Raw genomic sequence first — 21,949 nt, 5'->3', positions numbered from 1 at the left:
ACCTTTTTGCCACCCACCCCGGAGGTTTATGAATGACAACAATCACCTTTAAGGATGACATCACTGGCAAAGCGGTGCAGATGCCGGTGCTGGGTCCGACGCACGGTCAGTCCGTAGTCGATATTGGCAAACTGGCCAAGGAGTTCGGTTATTTCACCTACGACCCCGGTTTTATGTCCACCGCCAGTTGCCAAAGCGCCATCACTTATCTGGATGGCGACAAGGGCGAACTGATGTATCGCGGCTACCCGATTGAACAACTGGCCAAACAATGCAATTTCCTGGAAGTTTGTTACCTGCTGTTGTATGGAGAACTGCCCAACCCGGAAAAGAAGCAAATCTTCGAAACCAGCATTGCGCGTCATAACCGGATTCGCGAGAACCTGCGCCGGTTCTTCCACGGCTTCAACCATGACGCTCACCCCATGGCGATGATGACGGCTGTGGTGAGTTCGTTATCCGCCTTCTTTCACGACCGGCTTAATATCCACGATTACGAACATCGCATGGTCACCGCCCGGCGACTGATTGCTAAAATGCCGACCATTGCCGCCGCCTGCTATAAACACAGCATCGGTGATCCGACGATTTATCCCCGCGATGATCTGAGCTATACCGGCAATCTGCTGTACATGATGTTCAGCCTCCCCGGCAAAAGGTATGAGGTAAATCCGCTCGCCGAGCGGGCGTTGGACGTACTGTTCACGCTGCACGCCGATCACGAACAGAATGCTTCTACCTCCACTGTGCGGTTGGCCGGCTCCTCGGGTACTAATCCTTATGCGGCGGTCGCTGCTGGAATTGCCTGTCTGTGGGGACCGGCGCATGGCGGCGCCAATGAGGCTGTTCTCCGCATGCTGGATCAGATTGGCGATGTCAAGAACGTCGACAACTTCATGGCCAAGGTGAAAGACAAGAGTTCCGGCGTTCGTCTGATGGGCTTTGGCCACCGGGTCTATAAAAACTTCGACCCGCGCGCCACGATTATTAAGGAGATCTGCCATCAAGTGTTGGATACTTTCGGTCACGATCCACGCCTGGAGCTGGCGATGCGTCTGGAGGAGATCGCTCTCAGCGACGATTATTTCATTGAGCGCAAGCTGTATCCGAACGTCGATTTCTATTCCGGCATCATCTACAGCGCATTGAAGATTCCAGTCGAGATGTTCACGGTGATGTTCGCCATTGCCCGCGCCGCTGGCTGGATCAGCCACTGGATCGAGATGATCAGTGAATCCGACATGAAGATTGGCCGGCCTCGCCAGCTCTATGTTGGCCCTGTCCGCCGCGACGTGGTGGTGCTGGAAAATCGCCCGTAACTTTTTTACGGCACGACAGATTAATGCTCCGCTTTTCCTGATCGGCTGTTCGCGAGAGCAGGGCCAAAATCTGTATAAAAGCCCTCCTCTCCTTATAGGAGAGGAGTTGAAATGAGCGCAGCTTTTATCGCTGTTAACCACCCTGCTTTTTAATCGTTTTACGCGGCTTGGCAGCGACAGTCTTTTCAGCGCGAGCCACCTTGGCTTTAGCCAGCGGTTGCTTGCTATTCGCCTTAACCATCGCCGTAGATGCGAGTTTACCGATTCTGGCGGTCTTGCTGCCTGATTTGTCAGCCGAGGTTTTTTTAACTGCTATCGAGGCTGGTTTGCTGGAGGCGTTAGCCTTCGCCTTCGCGGTCTTGCTGGTCTGTTGGGAAGCCAATTTGATGGATGCGATGCGCACTCCCTTCCCCTTGCTGGCCGTCAAGGCCCGGGTTACTGCCGCGTGCGCCACAACCGGGGCCGCTGGAGCGCGCCTGACCATCACTGGTGTAGGTTCTGGCTCCACTGGCGGGGGCGGCGCCAAACCATATCGGGCAAAACCGTAATCCAGCAAAGTACGCGCATCCTGCCAAAGCGTGCCACTGTTGGGGCTATTCAGAATGGCGACAATTAAACGGACACCGCCACGATCAACCTCACCGACAAAGCAGCGCCGGGCTTTAAAAGTAAAACCGGTTTTACCGCCGCGCGCACCCTCGTAAGTCGCCAGTAAGCGATTGGTATTACGCACCGGCACCATACGCCAATCACTGTACAAGCCACGTCCGGACTCGATCCTCAAGGCCGCGCTGCGGGTGCGCACGATGTCAGCAAACATAGGATGGCTCATCGCCTGGCGAAAAATCAGGGCCAGATCATAGGCCGTCGTATAATGATCATCATTGGGCAGACCATGTGGGTTCATGAAATGGCTGTCGCGCGCGCCGATTTGCCAGGCTCTGAGATTCATCAGTTCCGCAAATCCGGCTATCGACCCCCCCGCCGCCTCGGCCAGGGTTTCGGCGGCGTCATTGCCTGATTTGAGCATCAACCCATAGAGTAAATCCTGGACGAGAACCGCCTCGCCAGCGCGCAAACCAATCCGGCTCGGCGGGGCGCTGGCGGCTTGGGGACTCACCGGCGCTCGCGCCAATGGATGGAGGCGCTCCAGCGCCACCAGTGCGGTCAAGACCTTGGTGGTGCTGGCGGGCGGCAGGCGCAAACGAGGTTCCTTGGCGAACAGAATCTCCCCCGTGGTTGGGTTCATGAGCACCGCCGATCGGGCGGCAATGGCCGGCGCGGGCCAGACAACGCCTTCCTGGGCCAGCACCGGATCGGACGCTATCCATAACGCCGCTACCGTTCCTATCCAGAACTGCAACCGCCAAACGCAAAAACTTTTCAAAAAAAGTCGAAAGCACATGCAATTAACCTCGGTCCATGTTCAGTTTTTGGGTGGGGCCGCGCGGAGTTTCCGGCAGTCGCAAACCCATCGCCACGTTCGCGCAAGGGAACATAGTTTCCCTATTGTGGTCCACCGAAGGTTATTCGGCTAGTGCTATCTCAATATCCCTGGAGCCGCACGTACAAATAGTAGATCCCGAATGGTGTGCCCGAGTCTTAAGCCACGTTGCTCGAACCGGGTCATCGGTCGCCAAGACGGGCGTGGCGTGAACCCATTGCCGTCCACGGTATTTACCAGTTCGGGAGTCGCGTTGAGTATATCCAGCATCGAAAGGGCATAGTCCTCCCAATCGGTCGCCAGATGCAATTGCCCAAAAGGTTTGAGCTTGCGCGCCAGTAATGCAACGTTTCCTGGTTGAATGAACCGGCGTTTATGGTGGCGCGCCTTGGGCCAGGGATCGGGGAAGAAGATCTGAATGCGCTCGAGGCATTCATCCGGCAGCTGTTTTTCCAGCGCCTCGGCAGCATCAGCGCACATTACCCGCAGATTCGTTAATTGCAGTTCGGTTGCCCGGAGCAGTAGATGTCCGACGCCGGGGCGATGCGCCTCGATCCCCAGATAATTCACTTCTGGATGTGCGACTGCCATAGCGGCCAATGATTCTCCATTACCAAAGCCAATCTCCAAAACCCATGGCGCCGAGCGGCCAAATAAGTGCTCTGGATCAAGTAACCGGGTGTCGGTTTCGACTCCAAATCGCCCCCAGTATTTGGTGAACGCCCGTTGCTGAGCTAAAGTTATTCGTCCTTCACGGCGCACAAAACTGCGAATCGGCCGCGACAAATCACGGTTGACATTCAAACCATCTGGAATCGACGCCATAACGCATTCAATGATTGAGTGAGTGTAAATGAAGGGTATTTCAATACCTGATCAGAACTATCATCAAAACACAACTTATCAATTTACTGACAAGGCTGCAAATTGATTGCGGATAGAAAAACAAATGCTCTATAATAATTAAGTAGCTGGAATCCCAGCCTTCCCTGCAATTAAATGATTAACAGCGGTGCGCAAAAAAACATGAGTAACACGATTAACGATATTCTTGATTCTTCTTCACTCGATCAACTGAATATTCTGATCAAGAGAGCGCAAGATGAAATCGAACGTAAAAAGGTAGATGAAATCCACGCAACCCGTCATCGATGGGTCGAGGAAGCCAGGAGTTTTGGGATGACTCCAGAGGAGTTGTTGCACTATAGCGGACGTCGGAAAGGCCGGCCCAAATATCGCAATCCAGCTGACCCTGATCAAACCTGGACCGGGCGCGGTAAAATGCCAAATTGGCTGAAAGATGCGCCTAATCCGGAAGCTTACCGCATTCCCGAGTGATTTCGCCTGTCCTGATTTCCTGTCCGTTCGGGACACGCAAATCTTGCCAAGAGCCTGCTTTAGCGCTAGGATTTTCCCCATGTAGTCTAGGTAGATTCAGACGGGCATAGTAAGACATCATGCAGCGGGTGTAGTTCAATGGTAGAACCTCAGCTTCCCAAGCTGATGGCGTGGGTTCGATTCCCATCACCCGCTCCAGAACATCAGGGTTACGTTAGCGCGTAACCCTTTATTGTTATTGCGGCCTCTCCTCCTGGTATTCCCGATAAAGCGGATGTGGGGCGTGGCCCGTCTCCTACTATCTCCAAATGATTTCCCTATGAGGAACTCCCGCCATGATTCACACTGCCATCGCTGGCGCTGCTGGACGTATGGGCCGTCACTTGCTCGACGCCTGCCGTCAGACCGAAGAAGTTCGCTGCACGGTCGCCTCGGAACAGGCTGATAGCCCGTTCATCGGCAACGACGCCGGTGATCTGGCCGGCATTGGTTCCCTCAATGTCCCCGTTACCGCCGATTTAACGCCGTTCATCGACCAATTCGATGTATTGATCGACTTCACCCGACCGGCGGCAACACTGGCCCATCTGGAACTCTGTCGCACGGCAGGCAAAGCGATGGTGATCGGCACCACCGGATTCTCAACCGAACAGAAAACGGTGATCACCCACGCGGCCAGTGATATTCCTATTGTATTCGCGCCTAACATGAGCGTTGGGGTTAATCTCTGCTTTAAATTGCTGGAAATGGCGGCCCAAGTGCTGGGGAATGAGGTGGATATCGAAATTATCGAAGCCCACCATCGGCACAAAGTGGACGCGCCTTCCGGTACAGCCCTGGCGATGGGACAGGTCGTCGCCAAAGCGCTAGGCCGTCATCTGGAAGAATGCGCGGTTTATGAACGACATGGTGTGACTGGCGAGCGCGACCGCTCCATGATCGGTTTTGCCACAGTCCGCGCCGGTGACATCGTCGGCGAGCATACTGTTCTGTTTGCCGACATGGGCGAGCGTCTGGAAATCACCCATCGCGCTTCCAGCCGGATGACGTTTGCTAAGGGGGCGGTCCGCGCCGCCGCCTGGCTGGCGGGGCGTGGTTCGGGGTTGTTCGATATGCAGGATGTGCTGGGGCTACGCTGAAACTTCCTGCGCTCGCGGGAGCGCAGTTGGGAGCGCGCACGATTTCAGCGCGTCTTAATCCCGCAGCAATTCGTTGATACTCACCCGGGAGCGGGTTTTTTCATCCACCTGCTTGATAATCACCGCGCAGTACAGGCTATGACTGCCATCAGCGGCGGGCAATGCGCCGGGGACGACGACCGATCCGGCTGGAATGCGCCCATAGCTCACCTCGCCGGTCAGCCGGTTGTAAATCCGGGTGCTCTGACCGATATAAACCCCCATTGAAACCACCGAGCCGCGTTCCACAATAACACCCTCAACGACTTCTGAACGCGCGCCAATGAAACAATCATCCTCGATAATCGTGGGACTGGCTTGCAGAGGTTCCAGCACCCCGCCAATGCCGACGCCGCCAGACAAGTGGACATTCCTGCCAATTTGCGCGCAGGAACCGACCGTAGCCCAGGTATCGACCATGGTTCCGGAGTCCACATACGCGCCGATGTTGACGTAGGAGGGCATCAGCACGACGCCGGAGGCGATGTAGGAGCCGCGCCGGGCGGCGGCGGGCGGAACTACGCGGACACCCGCCGCCAAAAAGTCATTTTCGCCGTATTCAGCGTACTTGGGCGGGACCTTGTCAAAATAGTTAGTGTAACCGTCGCGGATGATCACACTGTCATTCAAACGAAAGCTGAGCAAGACTGCTTTCTTCAGCCACGAATTGACGATCCAGGCGCCGTCACGCAGTTCCGCCACCCGCGCTTGGCCGGTTTCCAGCAAGCCGAGCGTTTCCTCGACTGCTTCACGCAACGCCGCTGGGGCGGTCGCCGGGTCCAATTCAGCACGACGCTCGAAAGCATTTTCGATAATCCGTTGTAATTCAGTCATCAGTCAACATCCTCAAGGCGCGGGCGGCATTCCGGCTCATGCAAGGTTTGGGTCAGCCGCAAAAAACCGTCATAATAGAAAGGTATCAGGTTCTAGGTTCCATGCTTCAGATTATTTTGAACCTGATACCTGATGCCTGATACCTAAATCAAGTCCCGAACAGTCGCAGATAGCACAACGAGGATCATCGGTATGCCTAAAAAGACCGTGGCGAATGACAGAAAGCAAGTCATCCCCGAATCCGCTTCAGGGGTAAAAAAACAGCCGGAGCTTACCAGCAAACCAGCAACCGCCACTGTCCAGAGGACTGAACCCGCGCCGGAAGTAAAGCAAAACGCGGCAGCGCCTGACAAGCCGGCAACGGCTACAGCGGTTCAGGAACCCGTGCCAACTCCCGAAGTTGTGAAGGTCGCGACAGATGGCCGCAAGCGCATCGTTATCGAGGGCGTCAACCCGGAAATCGACGGTGGCCGCTTCCCGATCAAGCGCACAGTCGGGGAAAGCGTGGTGGTCGAAGCGGATGCGTTTACCGACGGTCACGATTCCCTGTCCTGTGTTCTGCAATATCGTAAAGTTGGCGAGACCGCCTGGCAGGAAACGCCGATGCGTTTTCTGGTTAACGATCGCTGGCGCGGCGAGTTCAAAATAACCGAGATTGGCCGCTACGAATACACGGTTCTCGCCTGGGTCGATCACTTCAAATCCTGGCGGCATGATCTGGGCCGTTGGGAGCAGGCGGAAGATATTGCTCTGTCGCTACGCATCGGCGCGGAACTGGTGGGCAAAGCGGGGCAACGGGTGGCGGGCGCAGACGGTCAGTGGCTGATCCAGCGCGCCAAAGAACTGGCCGGCGAGCAGGAATTGCAACACCGTCGCCAGTTGGGACTGGATGAGGAGTTGGCGCAAATCATGTTCCGCCAGGCCGATCGCACGCTGGCGCTCAGTTACGACAAGATACTAGGCGTCGTCGCCGACGATGAACGCGCCCGGTTCAGCACGTGGTACGAAATGTTTCCGCGCTCGTGCAGCCCGGTGCCCGGCAAGCACGGGACGTTCAAGGACTGCGAAGCCTGGCTGCCGCGCCTGGCGGCGATGGGCTTCGATGTGCTGTATTTCCCGCCGATTCATCCGATTGGCCGGGTCAACCGCAAGGGCAAGAACAACACGCTCACCCCCGGCCCCGACGATGTCGGCAGCCCCTGGGCCATCGGCGCAGCGGAGGGCGGTCACAAGAGCATCCTGCCGGAACTGGGTACTTTGGAAGACTTCCGGGAGCTGGTGCAGAAAGCCCGCGAGCATGGCATCGACATCGCCCTGGACATCGCGCTGCAATGCGCGCCGGATCATCCCTACGTTAAAGAACATCCTGACTGGTTCCGCTGGCGGCCAGACGGTACGGTGCAGTACGCCGAGAATCCGCCCAAGAAGTACCAGGACATTTATCCCTTCAATTTTGAAACCGCTGACTGGCAAGCGCTGTGGGAAGAGATCAAAAGCATCTTTGAATTCTGGGTTGCTCAGGGCGTGCGCATCTTCCGAGTCGACAATCCCCACACCAAGCCCTTTGCGATGTGGGAATGGCTGATCAACGACATCAAGCAAACCACGCCGAATGCGATTTTCCTGGCCGAAGCCTTCACGCGACCCAAGGTCATGCATCGCCTGGCCAAGCTCGGCTACACCCAGTCCTACACCTATTACGCTTGGCGCAACACGAAATGGGAACTGAGCGAGTACGCCAATGAAGTGTGTCAGGGACCGGGCCGCGAGTATTTCCGCCCCAACTTCTGGCCGAACACTCCGGATATCCTGCACGAGTCGCTGCAATTCGGCGGCAAACCCATGTTCATGACCCGACTAGCCATGGCGGCGACCCTGACCGCCAATTACGGCATTTACGGACCCGCTTTTGAAATGATGGAGCACGTTGCGGTCAAGCATGGCAGCGAGGAATATCTCGATTCGGAGAAATACCAGTTGCGCCAGCGCGGTTTCCAGGATCTGGATGGACCGGACAGCTTGCGCGAGTTCATTGCCTTGATGAATCGCATTCGCAAGCACAATCCGGCGTTACAATCCGACTGGAATCTGCGCCTCCATCATGTCGACAATGATCAGATTATTTGTTACAGCAAGTCCACAGTCGACCATTCCAACATCATCCTGGTGCTAGTGAATCTGGATCCTAACTACACCCAGGCGGGTTGGACGGGATTGAACCTGGAGGAACTAGGCGTCGATCCGTTTCAGCCGTTCCAGGTGCATGATCTGCTGACCGGCGCGCACTACATCTGGAACGGGCCGCGTAATTATGTGGAGCTGAATCCGCATCGGATGCCGGTGCATATCTTCCGGGTCCTCAGCGGTCTGCACACCGAGCGCGATTTTCCAACTTTCCAGGGTTGAGGAACAAAACATGGCGAATAATCCGAAAGGCTGGCCCGGGGTTGAAGACCCACTATGGTACAAAGACGCCCTGATCTATCAACTCCATGTCAAGGCGTTTGGCGATAGCAACCAGGATGGTATCGGCGATTTCCGGGGTCTGACTCAACGCCTGGATTATATTCAGGAGCTGGGGGTTGACACGCTGTGGCTGATGCCCTTTTACCCTTCACCCTTGCGGGACGACGGTTACGACATCTCGGATTATCAGAACGTCCATCCCCAATACGGTACACTCGCTGACTTCCGCAACTTCGTCCGCGAAGCGCACCACCGGGGACTCAAAGTGATCACCGAGTTGGTGATCAACCATACCTCCGATCAGCACCCCTGGTTTCAGGCGGCTCGAAAGGCGCCCCGAGGTTCGCCGCAGCGGAACTTCTATCTCTGGAACGACGATGACGACAAATTTCCGGAAACCCGCATCATTTTCACGGATACCGAGACTTCCAACTGGGCTTGGGATCCGGTGGCGGAACAATACTATTGGCATCGTTTCTTCTCGCACCAACCGGATTTGAATCACAATAATCCGGCAGTGGTGAAAGCCGTGACCAAGGTGATGCGCTTCTGGCTGGACATGGGCGTCGATGGGCTGCGGCTGGACGCCATTCCCTACTTGTGTGTGCGCGAGGGCACCTACAACGAGAATCTGCGCGAAACGCATGACGTCATTAAGCAGATGCGGGCTGTGGTGGATAAACATTACCGCAGCCGCCTGTTTCTGGCCGAGGCGAATCAGTGGCCGGAGGATGTGCGCGATTACTTCGGCGACGGCGACGAGTGCCACATGGCCTATCACTTCCCGCTGATGCCGCGCATGTACATGGCTATCGCCCAGGAAGACCGCTATCCCATCGTCGAAATCCTCGAACAGACCCCAGACATCCCTGATAATTGCCAATGGGCGGTATTCCTGCGCAACCACGACGAACTGACGCTGGAAATGGTCACTGACCGTGAGCGGGACTACATGTACCGCACCTACGCCGCCGATCCCCGGATGCGGGTCAATGTCGGCATCCGCCGGCGGCTGGCCCCGCTGATGGACAACGATTATGGAAAAATCAAGCTGATGAACAGCTTGTTGCTGTCGATGCCAGGCACCCCCATTATTTATTATGGTGACGAAATCGGCATGGGCGACAACTTTTATCTCGGCGACCGCAACGGCGTGCGCACGCCGATGCAATGGAGTCCGGATCGCAATGCCGGGTTCTCCAAGGCCGATCCACAGCGTCTGTACCTGCCGCCGATCATGGACCCGATCTACGGCTACGAAGCGCTTAACGTGGAGGCGCAAATTCGCGCGCCTGCCTCGTTGTTGAATTGGATGAAGCGCATGATCGCCGTGCGCCGAACCTCCCAAGCCTTTGGGCGGGGTCGGCTGGAGATGGTGCGTCCCGGTAATCGTAAAATTCTGGCTTACATTCGCGCCTTTGCGGACGAAGTTGTCATGTGCGTCGCCAATCTGTCCCGCTCCGCGCAACCCGTGGAACTGAACCTGGGTAAGTTCAAAGGCATGGTGCCGGTGGAAATGCTCGGCCAGATCTCCTTTCCGCCCATTGGTGAATTGCCCTACCTGCTGACGTTACCCCGTTACGGTTTCTACTGGTTCCGGCTGAGCTACGCGGCCCCGCCTGCTTGGCATGAAGACCGTTTGCCGGGCGCCGATTTACGGGTGCTGGTCTTGTTCCAGGGGTGGAAGAGTTTTTTCCCCGATCAAGTTGAACCCAGCCGGCGGGAGATGGCCGAGAACCTGCACCAGCGATTGGTCCGGGAGGTGTTGCCGGATTTCCTGCCCACACAGCGCTGGTTCGCCGGCAAGGGTGGGCGCATCGAGCGGGTCGAGTTTGAAAACTACGATATCTGGGCGGATCAAACCGAGTGGGTGTTAGCGCGGATTCGGGTCTGGCTGGTGGGGCGCGACGAACCGCAGGATTATGGACTACCGCTTGCGCTGGCCTGGGAGGAAAAAGACGACGGTGACGAAACTCTGCGATCGTTGTGGCCCTACGCACTGGCTCGGGTGCGGGTGCGCGCCCGCATGGGCTTGCTGTATGACGCCTTCGCCGACGAACGGTTTTCTCAGGGCCTCATGAAAATGATCGCCCGCAATGCCCGGATTCCCCTGGGCAATGGCTGGCTGAAGTTCTCGGCGACCCGCGCCTTCCATTCGTTGGCGGGTGACTTGCCGGAAATGTTGCCGGTTAAGCGACTAGCGCTGGACAGCAGCAATACTACTATTGCCATCGGCAATCGCATGTTGCTCAAAGGTTACCGCCGGTTGCAACCGGGCATCAGCCCGGAACTGGAGATGGGCCGCTTCCTTACCGACATCGCTGCTTTCGCCAACGCCGCGCCGCTGGCCGGGGCGCTGGAATATGAAGATGACGAGAATGGAACCGTCATCGCTCTGGCGATTCTGCAAGGATTCGTCGCCAACCAGGGGGATGCCTGGACCTATACCCTGGATTATCTCAAGCGGTTTTTCGATGACTGCCTGTCTCAACAGACCGAATCGACTGTTCCTGAAACCGACGAGAGTCCGAGTCCGCATGCCGTTTTTCTGCTGTTCGCCACGACCCTGGGCCGGCGCACCGGCGAACTGCATCGGGCGTTGGCGCAAACCACGGGCAATCCCGCCTTTGACCCAGAACCGATTACCGTTGCCGACATGACCCATTGGCTAGACCAGATTCGCGAGGAGGTCGAGATGACCTTCGAGCGATTACAACAGGCGCTGGATCGGTTACCCGAGGCGGTGCGCGACTTAGGCAAGCGGGTGCTGGAGGCGCAAATCGGGTTGCCGCGCGCGGGACGTTATGCCTCACTGGCGGCTCAGGTTCTGGAAGCGCGCGGCGCGGCGGCAGCGCGTTCAGCGCAGGTGGAAGCGATGACGCCGCACGCCATGAAGACCCGTTATCACGGCGATTACCATCTTGGCCAAGTGCTGGTGGCCAAAGACGATGTGATCATCATCGACTTTGAAGGCGAGCCGGCGCGGTCGCTGGAGGAACGCCGCGGCAAGCACTCGCCGCTGCGCGATGTGGTGGGCATGTTGCGCTCCTTCAATTACGCGGTGCATGCCGCCTTGCGCCAGGTCACGGCGGATGGGGCCAGTGACCGGGAGACGCTCCTTTCTCATGCTCATGAATGGGAACAGCAGACCCGCACAGCGTTCCTGGCGGGCTACACCGAAGCGGCGGGGGACAGCCCGGGCTATCCCGCCGATCCTGATCAAGTCCGGGTGTTATTGGAACTGTTTGCCTTGGAGAAAGCATGTTACGAACTGCGTTATGAACTGGATAATCGTCCTGCCTGGGTGGAGATCCCACTTGGTGGGTTATGTGAACTTTTATCATTCGAATCGAAGGATGTGCCGCGATGAAACAACCAAAAATCCTGGCTTTTGTAATGGCAGGCGGCGAAGGCGCCCGCTTGAGTCCCCTGACGGCTTATAACTCGAAACCTTCGCTGCCGTTTGGCAGCCGCTATCGCATCGTGGATTTCGTGTTGAGCAACCTGCTCAATTCGGGTATTCAATCGATCTACATGCTGGTGCAATACAAATCCCAATCGCTGATTGAGCATGTCCGCAAGGCGTGGGTGGTGTCGCCGATGCGGAACGAGGAATTCGTCACGGTGGTGCCGCCGCAGATGATGAGCGGCGGCGACTGGTTTCAAGGCACCGCTGACGCCGTCTATCAGAATATCAACCTGATTCAACTCCATAACCCTGATCTGGTGGTCGTGTTCGGCGCCGACCATATTTACCGGATGGATCTTCAGCAGATGGTGGATTTTCACTTGGAACGGGCCGCTGATGCGACGGTCGCTGCGCTGCCGGTGCCGATCGCCGAGGCCAGTTCGTTTGGCGTCATCCACGCCGACCATGCGGGCCGGGTTAACGAATTCCAGGAGAAGCCGGCCAACCCGCCGCCCATGCCCTCTGATCCAACCCGCGCTTATGCCTCGATGGGCAACTACCTGTTCGACGCTAAAGTGTTGGTGAAAGCGCTTAAAGAGGCGCATGAGCGCGGCGAGCATGACTTTGGTCACCATGTCCTGCCCAAACTGAAGGACACGCATCGCGTCTTCGCCTACGACTTCGCCACCAATAAGGTGCCGGGCGTCAAACCCTATGAGGAGCAGGCTTACTGGCGCGATGTCGGCACCCGGGACGCTTATTTCTACGCGCACCAGGATCTGTTGGGCGAGCAGCCGCGTTTCGATATGTTCAACCCGCAATGGCGGATCTTTTCCAGTAACTATCAGGGGCCGGTAGCGCGCCTGATGGACGCCCAAATCAAAAACAGCGTGGTGGCCGCCGGCTCTATGGTGCGCCAGGCCAAGATCACCAACACGATCATCCGTCGTGAAGTGATCATTGAAGACGATGTGGAGATCGAGGATTGTCTAATTCAGGAATACGTCCACATCAAGCGCGGCGCGCGGTTGCGGCGGGCTATCATCGGCGGTTACAACGTGATCGAAGCGGGGACGCGCATTGGCTACGATCTTGAAGAGGATCGCAAAAAATACGTGGTCACCCAGGGCGGCATCACTGTGGTTGGCCCGCAGGAGGTGACCGCGACCATGCAGGCGTTTAGCGAGTAACTTTATTAAGGTGTCAGGCCCCAGGTTAAAATAATCGGAGTCTGGTGCTTGGCGCCTTTGCTGGATCAAGCTTGATGAATAAATCCACCATGACCGTTTGGCCGGGCCGGCCATATCCCTTGGGCGCAACCTGGGATGGCGAGGGCGTCAATTTCGCGCTGTTCTCGGAACACGCCGATCAGGTCGTATTGTGCCTGTTCGACGCCAAGGGCAAGCATGAAATCACCCATGTTCCTCTGCGCGAACGCACGGGTCGCGTCTGGCATGGCTATCTGCCCGATGCGCGGCCTGGCTTGTTGTACGGTTATCGGGTGCATGGCCCTCACGGACCCGAGGAAGGGTATCGTTTCAACCCGAATAAGTTGCTTCTCGATCCCTACGCCAAGGCCATTGTCGGCCCGATGCAATGGAGCGACGCTCAGTTTGGTTACCGGATGGGGGGACGCGCCGAAGATCTGAGCGTCAATACTCGCAATAGCGCGCCAGGTATGCCCAAGTGTCAAGTGGTGGACGGCGCTTTTATCTGGGGCGATGACCGCTCGCCGCATGTTCCCTGGCACCATACGCTGATCTATGAGCTGCATGTGCGCGGTTTCACCATGCGCCACCCGGAGCTTCCAGCAGAGTTGCGCGGCACCTATGCGGGACTGGCCTACAGTCCGGTCATCGACTACCTGAAAGCGCTGGGCGTTACCGCAGTCGAATTGCTGCCGATCCAGTACTTCACTGACGAACGCCTGTTGCTGGATCGAGGTCTGCGCAACTACTGGGGTTACAGCACCCTCGGCTATTTCGCGCCAAATCCGCGCTACGCGGCCACTGATAATCCGGTGAACGAATTCAAGAGCATGGTCAAGACGCTCCATTCCGTGGGCATCGAGGTCATTCTCGACGTGGTTTATAACCATAGCGCTGAGGGCAATCACCTGGGTCCGACCCTGAATTTCCGGGGCATCGACAACCCCAGTTATTACCGGCTGGTTCCCGATAATCCCCGCTATTACATGGATTACACCGGTTGCGGCAATACGTTGAATACGGCGCATCCCCGGGTGTTGCAAATGGTCATGGACAGTCTGCGCTACTGGGCGCAGGAAATGCGCGTCGACGGCTTTCGCTTTGACCTGGCCGCCACGCTGGCGCGGGACAAAGACGGGGTGGTTGATCAGGAGGACTCATTCATGGATGTGATCCAGCAGGACCCCGTGTTGTCCCAGGTCAAACTGATTGCCGAGCCGTGGGATGTGGGCGAAGGCGGCTACCAGGTTGGAAAATTCCCGGTCGGCTGGAGCGAATGGAATGGCAAGTATCGTGATGTGGTGCGCGATTACTGGCGCGGCGAGGGCGGTTTGATCGGCGACTTGGCCTATCGGTTGACCGGTTCCGCCGATTTATACGAGCACAACGGTCGCCATCCGCACGCCAGCATCAACTTCATCACCGCCCATGACGGCTTTACGCTCTACGATCTGGTCAGCTACAACGAGCGCCACAATGAAGCCAATGGCGAGGACAATCAGGACGGCGATTCACACAATCGCAGTTGGAATTGCGGGGCGGAGGGCGATACCAGCGATCCGGCGGTTCTCGCCTTGCGCCTGCATCAGCGCCGTAATTTTTTGACGACCCTACTGCTGTCGCAAGGCGTGCCGATGCTGCTGGCCGGCGATGAGGTTGGACGCACCCAGCGCGGTAACAACAATGCCTACTGCCAGGACAATGAAATCAGTTGGTTCGACTGGAATATCTCCTGGTTGCCGGAGAACCGTGAATTACTGACCTTTGCCCAACGGTTGATCCAGATTCGTCAGCGACACCCGACTTTCCGCCGCCGGCATTTCTTCCGGGGCATTCATGGCGAGGGGGTGCGCGATATTCTCTGGTTCAATCCCGATGGGCGGGAAGTTGACGATGACGAATGGAGTCATGATTACGCCCGTTGTCTCGGACTCTATCTACCAGGCGATGGCTTGGGCGACTGGGATGAACGCGGCCATGCGCTGGAGGATGATGACTTTCTGTTGCTGTTCAACGCGCATCACGAGGAAGTGCCCTTCGTGTTGCCGGTGCTGCGCGAAAATCCGATGTTCGAGGTCCTGATCGATACCGCTCTACCACAGGGTCAGCCGATGTATGGCAACCAGCATCCCGCCGAGGAACCCTATCCAGTGCGCGGTCGTTCATTGGTGGTGCTGCGGCATCGGCGTCTATCGGCTTAGCCTTTTAATACAGCAGCATTTCCTGGCGCACGGTCTCAAAAATGACCCGCTCCTGCAACCATTCCTCGGCCAATTCCGCCAGATCCGCCCCTGCATCCAAAGCTAAACGCAACCGTTCATCTCCAGCCAGCAGATCAATCGCTGGAATCACATCGACGAACTCGTAAGGTTTAGCCCGCCAGGCAAATGCTTCCGGGGCCACCCGGCGGATGCTGTGTAAGAAGGCTACGCCGGTCATAAAGGAGTCAAATTGCTCGCGGTCGGTGACATGAATTTGTACGCCCCCGCAGGTCTTCCCCGCGTGTTTCTGAAACAGCGGGCGGAAATACAGCGGGCGGAACTGACACCCGGTCAGGTTTTGTCCCGACAAATCGGCAGCCAATGCGTCAGGATCGATGCCTGGCGCGCCGGCGACTTCAAAAGGCCGGCAGGTTCCACGTCCTTCCGACAAATCGGTCGCTTCCACTAGACACATACCGGGATAGACTAACGCAGTGTCCACCGTAGGCATGTTAGGCGAGGGATAAACCCACGGCAAGCCGGTATCCTCGAAATACATTTCGCGTTGCCAGCCGCGCATGGGCAACACCTCCAGTTCGCATTCGACGCCACGCCGACTTTGAAGATAGCGGGCAATCTCTCCAATCGTCAGGCCATGGCGATTGGGCAACGGGTCCAGACCCACAAAGGATTCAAAGCCCGGTTTAATCAGATTGCCTTCCGTGGTAATCCCATTGATTGGGTTGGGACGATCACACACCAGCACCCGTATACCTGCTTTGCCGGCGGCTTGCATGCATAACGCCATGGTCCAGATGTAGGTATAGTAGCGCGCGCCGACATCCTGCAGATCAATGACCAGCGCATCGAGTCCTCGTAATTGTTTGCGACGCGGCGTCAAGCTCTCGAAGGTCGCGCCGTATAGACTATACACGGGCGCCCTGAACCGTGGATCAACCGGTAGATCTTCGATGTGCTCCATATCCTGCGCCGTACCCTGCGCGCCGTGCTCGGGGCCAAAAATAGCGGCGATCCGCGCGCCGGTCGCCGGCAGCAGGTCGAGAATATGGCGCAACTCGGCATCGACGCTGGCCGGGTGGCAAACCACGCCTATGCGCGCGTCGCGAATCTTTTCGGGAAATTCGGAAATTAAGGTTTCCAGACCAGTCTGCACACGGGACATCAGATCATCATCCCCTAAATAAAGGGTTAATTTTAGCGCTTGGGCAGCGCTTACGCTCGAATTCTGCCAAATTTGTCATAAACATAGACTCCACCCTAATGAAAGTTACCCATCGTTTGTCGCATCTGGCCTTAATGGTGCTTGGCGCCTTATTGTTGTTGTTCGGCCTAACGTTGCTTGATGCAGTCTGGCGCTCACGAACCGTTCATCATGCCGCCAGTCAGGCGCTGGTTCGGGAACTCGGTTTGAGCGATTTAAGCCTGTTTACTGAAGCCCGCTACACCCGCCATCTCAGTCAAGCGGACCACCATGCGCCTTTTCAAGACCATCCGGCAGCCCTTGAACATTTTCCCACCGGCGCGTTGCTGCCGCCCCCACCAGACTTTAAGGGATTGTATAAAGACTAATCCTATCCAATGCCCGGATCGCCCATTTTACGGGTTTCCTCCAATGAAGATATGCGGAAACGCAATTTTTTTTGCATCGCAACATTTTCTTTGTTAAACTAACGCACAAGTGAGATGAGTCTGAAACAATGCATAACATATCAAAGATTCGGATCATCCCATGTCATCGGGTTCCGGACGCAAGCGTTTCATATAGATCATTGCATCGCTTGCAATCGGATTTTTCAAAATCCAACGATGGAGGACGCGACCACTCACGCCGTAGAAGACGAGAGTTTCGCCGCGTATTAAATGATGAAAGAACTGCTTAAAGTCGCTGTATTTGCCATTCTAATCTTGGTGTTATCGCCATTCTTGGGTTTCTGGCTGGTCGCTCTGGTCGGTGCGCTGGTGTTCCTGTTGCCGATGGGCGCCGTGGCTTCGGCGCTATTCCCGGATACCTGCCACCACATCGAAGATGATGTGCTTGCAAAGTTTTCCCATTGACTCACTTCATGAGCAACAACAAATTCAGCAGGTTACTCAACTTTTTAACAAATAAAAAAACCCCGGTTGACCGGGGTTTTTTTATTGCAACACAAAACTTCAACAGGAAAGCATCATGCCGCCGCTTTAGGGGTGGTAATGACGACCTTCTGGTAGAGTCCGCCAAAGAAGGTCTGCTTATCGATCGCCAGGTTGCGCGCTTCATCGGGTAGCCAATCCTTGATTTCCCGACGCCAGAGATCCATGGCAAAAGGCTCCAAGGAAGCCAGGATGGGGATCATGACGTACCGGAAGGGATTCAGCACATCCGGGCGATGGTAATCGACGAAAATTACCTTGCCGCCGGGTTTAACGACCCGCAAAGCTTGGGCAATCGTGCGAATGCGGACGTTCTCGGGTTGCTCATGCAACAGAAAAAACACCACTACACAGTCATAGCTGGCGTCAGCGAAACGCAGATGAGCCGAGTCCTGATGATGTACGCCAACCCGTGAGCTATCGCTATTCAACTTGGACTTCAGATTTTCCAGTTGAACCGGCGCAACATCCACTACATCCAGCCGCCCGTCCGGCCCCAGACGTTGGGTTAACCGCTCGGTGAAATCCCCGTAAACGCAGGCGACCTGTAGAATGTTCCCATTTTTAAACGGCTCCAATTCCTGCAACGCCATATCGCGCAACGGCGCAAAATTGCCCCACAGAATCAGATTGACCAGCCATTGCCGCTCGAAAACCCGTACCGAAGCGGGATGCAGGTAAGCCCACCAGTAGGTTTGCTGCAAATAGACAGGCAACGGGACAGGCGGCGGATTTTCAGCCGCTGAACGGGTGGCTTCAAGGCCGACCGTCTGTTCGGCGTCGGCGCCGCTCTTCAAAGACTGCGGTTGGTGCAAGGCGACCGCGCTTTGAGCCGATTGCGAACTCGTCATGCGAAATTTCCTTCGAGCCGGTATGAAAAATCCCCGCTCACTGGTGAGGGAGCGGGGTTGAGGGTTGAGGGCGAAAAGAGCAATCGCCGGTTATGAGATACGCAAGAGATAAAACAGCGTTGCGATGGTTCCCAGGCTGGCGATGAAATAGACCGCAATGGCTACCCACGTATCGGCGCGAATGCCGAAATCATGCAAGGTGACCCGCAGGCGGTGCGCGGCATGCCACAGAGACAACAGGATGATGCCGAAGATCACGAGCTTGCCTAGCCAGTTGGCCGCGAAAGCATGCAAGTTTTCGTAGGTCAGCAGACTGGGAACGAAACCCATTGCGGCAAATAGCGTCAACAGCACCAGCACCGGCGTGACGAACGCGGTAATCGTACCGCCTGCCGCGAACGGTCCCCAAACAATTGGTTTATTGGATTTGGCCACGGTCACACCCCCAGAAACAACACGATCAGTGAAATCAGCGCCCAGCCGCCGTAATGTGCGCCGACGATGATGCTACCGGGCACAAATTCCTCGCCCCGTTGAATCGGCATGGCCTGGGGCGTGACGTTGAACCACGAGGTGCTGTGATACACCGCTCCCACCAACGCCGCCAGATTAAACAGAATTCCGAGCGGACTGTTCAGCGCCTCCAGGAACCCGGCGTAGGCTTCAGGGCCATCCGCCAGATTTTTCAGGGCGAAGATCAGCAAAATAGTGTAGGCCAGAATGAAAATGCAGGTCACTTCGCGGGCCATGTAGCGCGTGTAGCGCGGCTGGCTGAAGAACCAGTTCGTCTTGGACATCTCACGGATATAAGGTTTACGGCTCATTTCTTCATCCAGGGCATCAGGTGTTCTTTGTACCAGTCGATAGTGCTGGCAACCTTGACTTGTTGCAAGGCGCTGGCGGGATCGACATGCTTGGGGCAGACCTCGGAGCATGCGCCGACAAACGAGCACTCCCAGACGCCATCGTGAGAGGCAATGACCTCCTGGCGCTGTTCCCGACCGCCATCACGGGAATCCTGGTTATAGCGGTGCGCCAGCGAGATGGCTGCCGGACCGATGAATTCCGGGACCAGGCCGTATTGCGGACAGGCGGCGTAGCACAACATGCAGTTGATGCATAGCGTGTACTGCTTGAAGGTCTTGAGTTCCACCGGGCTTTGCTTGTACTCGCCGGCGCTGACCGGTTTGTCCTCCTTGGGAATCAGATACGGCTTGACGCTAGCGAGTTTGCCGATGAAATCATCGACGACGGTGACCAAATCCCGTTCAATGGGGAAATTAGCCAGCGGTTCGACGCGAATCTGGTCGCCGTACTCATGGATGAACGCTTTGCAGGCCAGTTTCGGTTCGCCGTTAACCATCATGCCGCAACTGCCGCAGACCGCCATGTGGCAGGACCAGCGATAGCTCACGGTGGGGTCCAGGTTGTCCTTGACGTAGTTCAGGGCGTCCAGCACCACCCATTCATTCAGGCACGGCACCGAGTAGGTCTGAAACCGGGGCTCGCTATCGGTCTCCGGGTTATAACGGAGCACTTCCAGTTGGATCTGGCGTTCGCTCATTTCTTGGCTCCTGAGTAGTCACGCACACCGGGTTGCGACTTGGTGATGACAACATCGAGATACTCGATGCGCGGCGGTTCCTTGGGATGATAATGGGCCAGACTGTGTTTGAGAAATTTCTGGTCATCCCGGGCGGTGAAATCCAGTCGCTGGTGAGCGCCTCGCGACTCCTGACGGTCCCGCCCCCCGACCGCAGCGGCTTCCGCACAGTCGAGCATGGAACCCAGTTCCAGCGCTTGCATTAGGTCGGTGTTAAAGACACGGCTCTTGTCGTGGAGTCCGATACCGGCGTAGCGCTGACGCAGTTCGGCAATCTTGTCGCAGGTCGCGGCCAGACCCTCGCCGGTGCGATAGATGCCGGCCCCGGCCTCCATGGTATCCATCATTTCCTGGCGTAAGCCCGCGATGGATTCTGTACCGCTGCTCTTGTCGAACAACGCCTGAATCCGGTTTGCAGAGTCCTGCGCTTGGGCGGCCAGCGCGGCGTCGTTGCCCGCGGACTGACCTGATTGCAGATGGGCGATGGCGCTCAGCGCCGCGCGCCGGCCAAACACCAGCAGTTCCGTCAGGGAGTTGGAGCCAAGACGATTCGCGCCATTGATGCTGACGCAGGCGCATTCGCCCGCGGCGAACAGGCCCGGCAGCGGGGTCGCCGCTTCGACGTTGGTGTGAATGCCGCCCATGCAGTAATGCACCACCGGACGAATCGGAATCGGTTCCTTGACCGGGTCCATGCCCAGATAGCTGATGCACAGATCGCGCACCAGCGGCAACCGTTCGTCGATCTTTTTCTCACCCAGATGGCGCATATCCAGCAACACGCAATCGCCCCAGCGCGTGGAAACCGTGTTGCCCTTTTGCTGCTCGTGCCAGAAGGACTGACTGAGCCGGTCGCGAGGACCGAGTTCCATGGTTTTCAACACCGGTTGACCTACTGGGGTTTCCGGTCCCATGCCATAGTCTTGCAGGTAGCGGCGACCGTCCTTGTTCAGCAGGATGCCGCCTTCACCGCGACAGCCCTCAGTGAGTAGAATGCCGTTATTGGGCAAGCCCGTGGGATGGTACTGGACGAATTCCATATCCTTGAGCGGTGCGCCGGCCCGATAGGCCAGTGCCATGCCATCGCCGGTCTTGACCGCGCCATTGGTGGTGAACGGGAACATACGTCCAGCGCCGCCAGCGGCAATGATCACCGCGCCGGCCTGGAACTGGCGCATTTCCCCACTGCGGATTTCCAGCGCCGTGAAGCCTTGGCAGCGCCCGTCATCGACCAGCAGATCGGTGGCGTAATATTCGTCAAAGCGCTGAATGGACGGATATTTGAGCGAGGTTTGAAACAGCGTGTGCAAGATATGGAAGCCGGATTTGTCGGCGGCGAACCAGGTGCGCTTGATCTTCATACCGCCGAAGGGCCGCACGGCGACAGCGCCATCGGGTTCGCGGCTCCACGGACAGCCCCAGTGCTCCAGTTGAATCAGTTCTTTGGGGGCTTCGTTGATGAAGTACTCCACGGCGTCCTGGTCGCACAGCCAGTCGCCGCCGCCAACCGTGTCGTTGAAATGCAGGTCGAGGCTGTCGTCGGGTTTGATGACTCCGGCGGCTCCGCCCTCAGCGGCGCAGGTGTGGCTGCGCATGGGGTAGACTTTCGAGACCAGGGCGATGCGCAACTTCGGGTCGGCTTCAGCGAGGGCGATGGCGGCTCGCAGCCCCGCGCCTCCCGCGCCGACGATGGCAACGTCGGTTTTAATGATCTCCATTATTTTGGCTCCTCGGCATGGCGCCGGTCGGATGGGTGAAAGATGAATGAAAAGAGTAGGTGGTGGACCCGCGGCCAGGGGCTGATTTCCGGAAAACATGCATCAGACGCCGCCCTCGCCGTGGACACGGGCAGGACGTTACAAGCAAGGCGGATGATGTTTCGATGTTGTCGGCGCAGCACGCGGGATTTATAGCGTTGCAAGGCTTCAGATCAGCCCGATGCCT

General features: G+C 57.0%; 18 protein-coding genes and 1 tRNA gene. 10 read left to right on the top strand and 9 right to left on the bottom strand.

Annotation, left to right across the window (positions count from 1 at the left end):
* Positions 1 to 32 precede the first annotated feature (32 nt).
* Positions 33 to 1,319 (top strand): citrate synthase, encoded by a 1,287-nt coding sequence (locus tag H6973_15860; protein MCP5127061.1) that lies wholly within the window; start codon positions 33 to 35, stop codon positions 1,317 to 1,319.
* A 133-nt stretch (positions 1,320 to 1,452) separates the two neighbouring features.
* Here the strand turns inward: H6973_15860 and H6973_15855 are convergent, their stop codons facing one another.
* Both H6973_15855 and trmB read right to left on the bottom strand, forming a co-directional pair.
* Complete coding sequence (locus H6973_15855; protein ID MCP5127060.1) at positions 1,453 to 2,724, bottom strand: hypothetical protein; 1,272 nt, start codon at positions 2,722 to 2,724, stop codon at positions 1,453 to 1,455.
* Positions 2,725 to 2,859: 135 nt separating this feature from the next.
* Positions 2,860 to 3,588 carry a tRNA (guanosine(46)-N7)-methyltransferase TrmB gene (trmB, locus tag H6973_15850; GenBank protein ID MCP5127059.1) on the bottom strand — a complete coding sequence of 243 codons (729 nt, stop codon included), beginning with the start codon at positions 3,586 to 3,588 and terminating at the stop codon, positions 2,860 to 2,862.
* A gap of 201 nt (positions 3,589 to 3,789) precedes the next feature.
* On the opposite strand from trmB, the gene H6973_15845 reads away from it, so the two are divergent.
* The 3 genes from H6973_15845 to dapB all read left to right on the top strand — a co-directional run bounded on the left by H6973_15845 (position 3,790) and on the right by dapB (position 5,240).
* Entirely contained in the window at positions 3,790 to 4,101 is a 312-nt protein-coding gene (locus H6973_15845; protein ID MCP5127058.1) for an H-NS histone family protein, read from the top strand.
* 124 nt (positions 4,102 to 4,225) lie between these two features.
* Positions 4,226 to 4,299 (top strand) — tRNA-Gly (locus H6973_15840).
* Positions 4,300 to 4,436: 137 nt separating this feature from the next.
* Complete coding sequence (gene dapB / locus H6973_15835) at positions 4,437 to 5,240, top strand: 4-hydroxy-tetrahydrodipicolinate reductase (protein ID MCP5127057.1); 804 nt, start codon at positions 4,437 to 4,439, stop codon at positions 5,238 to 5,240.
* 54 nt (positions 5,241 to 5,294) lie between these two features.
* Here the strand turns inward: dapB and dapD are convergent, their stop codons facing one another.
* The gene (gene dapD, locus H6973_15830; protein ID MCP5127056.1) at positions 5,295 to 6,113 is read right to left on the bottom strand and encodes a 2,3,4,5-tetrahydropyridine-2,6-dicarboxylate N-succinyltransferase; all 819 of its coding nucleotides are present in this window, start codon (positions 6,111 to 6,113) and stop codon (positions 5,295 to 5,297) included.
* A 192-nt stretch (positions 6,114 to 6,305) separates the two neighbouring features.
* Here dapD and H6973_15825 point away from each other — a divergent pair, with 192 nt between their 5' ends.
* From H6973_15825 to glgX, 4 genes are all read left to right on the top strand, one after another.
* Positions 6,306 to 8,519, top strand: a complete 2,214-nt coding sequence (locus tag H6973_15825) for an alpha-1,4-glucan--maltose-1-phosphate maltosyltransferase (GenBank protein ID MCP5127055.1) — start codon at positions 6,306 to 6,308, stop codon at positions 8,517 to 8,519.
* 10 nt (positions 8,520 to 8,529) lie between these two features.
* Positions 8,530 to 11,949, top strand: a complete 3,420-nt coding sequence (gene treS, locus H6973_15820; protein MCP5127054.1) for a maltose alpha-D-glucosyltransferase — start codon at positions 8,530 to 8,532, stop codon at positions 11,947 to 11,949.
* Positions 11,946 to 13,178 (top strand): glucose-1-phosphate adenylyltransferase, encoded by a 1,233-nt coding sequence (locus H6973_15815; protein MCP5127053.1) that lies wholly within the window; start codon positions 11,946 to 11,948, stop codon positions 13,176 to 13,178. Before treS ends, H6973_15815 begins: the two co-directional genes overlap by 4 nt.
* A gap of 74 nt (positions 13,179 to 13,252) precedes the next feature.
* Positions 13,253 to 15,397: a glycogen debranching protein GlgX gene (gene glgX, locus H6973_15810; protein MCP5127052.1), complete on the top strand. Its 2,145-nt coding sequence runs from the start codon at positions 13,253 to 13,255 to the stop codon at positions 15,395 to 15,397.
* 4 nt (positions 15,398 to 15,401) lie between these two features.
* On the opposite strand, the gene H6973_15805 is transcribed toward glgX, so the two are convergent.
* On the bottom strand, positions 15,402 to 16,580 hold the full coding sequence (locus tag H6973_15805) for a DUF1343 domain-containing protein (protein ID MCP5127051.1): 1,179 nt from the start codon (positions 16,578 to 16,580) through the stop codon (positions 15,402 to 15,404).
* Positions 16,581 to 16,678: 98 nt separating this feature from the next.
* Between H6973_15805 and H6973_15800 the strand changes: the two genes are divergently transcribed.
* Together H6973_15800 and H6973_15795 are read left to right on the top strand one after the other, a co-directional pair.
* Positions 16,679 to 16,987 carry a hypothetical protein gene (locus H6973_15800; GenBank protein MCP5127050.1) on the top strand — a complete coding sequence of 103 codons (309 nt, stop codon included), beginning with the start codon at positions 16,679 to 16,681 and terminating at the stop codon, positions 16,985 to 16,987.
* Between the two features lie 291 nt (positions 16,988 to 17,278).
* Positions 17,279 to 17,473 (top strand): hypothetical protein, encoded by a 195-nt coding sequence (locus H6973_15795; protein ID MCP5127049.1) that lies wholly within the window; start codon positions 17,279 to 17,281, stop codon positions 17,471 to 17,473.
* 113 nt (positions 17,474 to 17,586) lie between these two features.
* Here the strand turns inward: H6973_15795 and H6973_15790 are convergent, their stop codons facing one another.
* The 5 genes from H6973_15790 to frdA form a co-directional block, all read right to left on the bottom strand.
* Entirely contained in the window at positions 17,587 to 18,402 is an 816-nt protein-coding gene (locus H6973_15790; protein MCP5127048.1) for a class I SAM-dependent methyltransferase, read from the bottom strand.
* 90 nt (positions 18,403 to 18,492) lie between these two features.
* Entirely contained in the window at positions 18,493 to 18,837 is a 345-nt protein-coding gene (locus H6973_15785; GenBank protein MCP5127047.1) for a fumarate reductase subunit D, read from the bottom strand.
* Positions 18,838 to 18,839: 2 nt separating this feature from the next.
* The gene (locus H6973_15780) at positions 18,840 to 19,226 is read right to left on the bottom strand and encodes a fumarate reductase subunit C (GenBank protein ID MCP5127046.1); all 387 of its coding nucleotides are present in this window, start codon (positions 19,224 to 19,226) and stop codon (positions 18,840 to 18,842) included.
* Entirely contained in the window at positions 19,223 to 19,966 is a 744-nt protein-coding gene (locus H6973_15775; protein ID MCP5127045.1) for a succinate dehydrogenase/fumarate reductase iron-sulfur subunit, read from the bottom strand. Before H6973_15775 ends, H6973_15780 begins: the two co-directional genes overlap by 4 nt.
* Positions 19,963 to 21,723, bottom strand: coding sequence for a fumarate reductase (quinol) flavoprotein subunit (frdA, locus tag H6973_15770; protein MCP5127044.1), 1,761 nt, complete (start codon positions 21,721 to 21,723; stop codon positions 19,963 to 19,965). Before frdA ends, H6973_15775 begins: the two co-directional genes overlap by 4 nt.
* Between the last annotated feature and the right edge of the window lie 226 nt (positions 21,724 to 21,949).

The organism is Gammaproteobacteria bacterium (assembly GCA_024235095.1).
Lineage (GTDB): Bacteria > Pseudomonadota > Gammaproteobacteria > Competibacterales > Competibacteraceae > UBA2383.
Note: the sequence above shows the minus strand (reverse complement) of the source record. Positions and strands in the feature narration are given on the sequence as shown.

Excerpts from the sequence above, each read along its gene's own strand:
- H6973_15860 (MCP5127061.1), top strand. The coding sequence starts at position 33 with ATGACAACAATCACCTTTAAGGATGACATCACTGGCAAAGCGGTGCAG.
- H6973_15855 (MCP5127060.1), bottom strand. The coding sequence starts at position 2,724 with ATGTGCTTTCGACTTTTTTTGAAAAGTTTTTGCGTTTGGCGGTTGCAG.
- trmB (MCP5127059.1), bottom strand. The coding sequence starts at position 3,588 with ATGGCGTCGATTCCAGATGGTTTGAATGTCAACCGTGATTTGTCGCGG.
- H6973_15845 (MCP5127058.1), top strand. The coding sequence starts at position 3,790 with ATGAGTAACACGATTAACGATATTCTTGATTCTTCTTCACTCGATCAA.
- dapB (MCP5127057.1), top strand. The coding sequence starts at position 4,437 with ATGATTCACACTGCCATCGCTGGCGCTGCTGGACGTATGGGCCGTCAC.
- dapD (MCP5127056.1), bottom strand. The coding sequence starts at position 6,113 with ATGACTGAATTACAACGGATTATCGAAAATGCTTTCGAGCGTCGTGCT.
- H6973_15825 (MCP5127055.1), top strand. The coding sequence starts at position 6,306 with ATGCCTAAAAAGACCGTGGCGAATGACAGAAAGCAAGTCATCCCCGAA.
- treS (MCP5127054.1), top strand. The coding sequence starts at position 8,530 with ATGGCGAATAATCCGAAAGGCTGGCCCGGGGTTGAAGACCCACTATGG.
- H6973_15815 (MCP5127053.1), top strand. The coding sequence starts at position 11,946 with ATGAAACAACCAAAAATCCTGGCTTTTGTAATGGCAGGCGGCGAAGGC.
- glgX (MCP5127052.1), top strand. The coding sequence starts at position 13,253 with ATGAATAAATCCACCATGACCGTTTGGCCGGGCCGGCCATATCCCTTG.
- H6973_15805 (MCP5127051.1), bottom strand. The coding sequence starts at position 16,580 with ATGTCCCGTGTGCAGACTGGTCTGGAAACCTTAATTTCCGAATTTCCC.
- H6973_15800 (MCP5127050.1), top strand. The coding sequence starts at position 16,679 with ATGAAAGTTACCCATCGTTTGTCGCATCTGGCCTTAATGGTGCTTGGC.
- H6973_15795 (MCP5127049.1), top strand. The coding sequence starts at position 17,279 with ATGATGAAAGAACTGCTTAAAGTCGCTGTATTTGCCATTCTAATCTTG.
- H6973_15790 (MCP5127048.1), bottom strand. The coding sequence starts at position 18,402 with ATGACGAGTTCGCAATCGGCTCAAAGCGCGGTCGCCTTGCACCAACCG.
- H6973_15780 (MCP5127046.1), bottom strand. The coding sequence starts at position 19,226 with ATGAGCCGTAAACCTTATATCCGTGAGATGTCCAAGACGAACTGGTTC.
- H6973_15775 (MCP5127045.1), bottom strand. The coding sequence starts at position 19,966 with ATGAGCGAACGCCAGATCCAACTGGAAGTGCTCCGTTATAACCCGGAG.
- frdA (MCP5127044.1), bottom strand. The coding sequence starts at position 21,723 with ATGGAGATCATTAAAACCGACGTTGCCATCGTCGGCGCGGGAGGCGCG.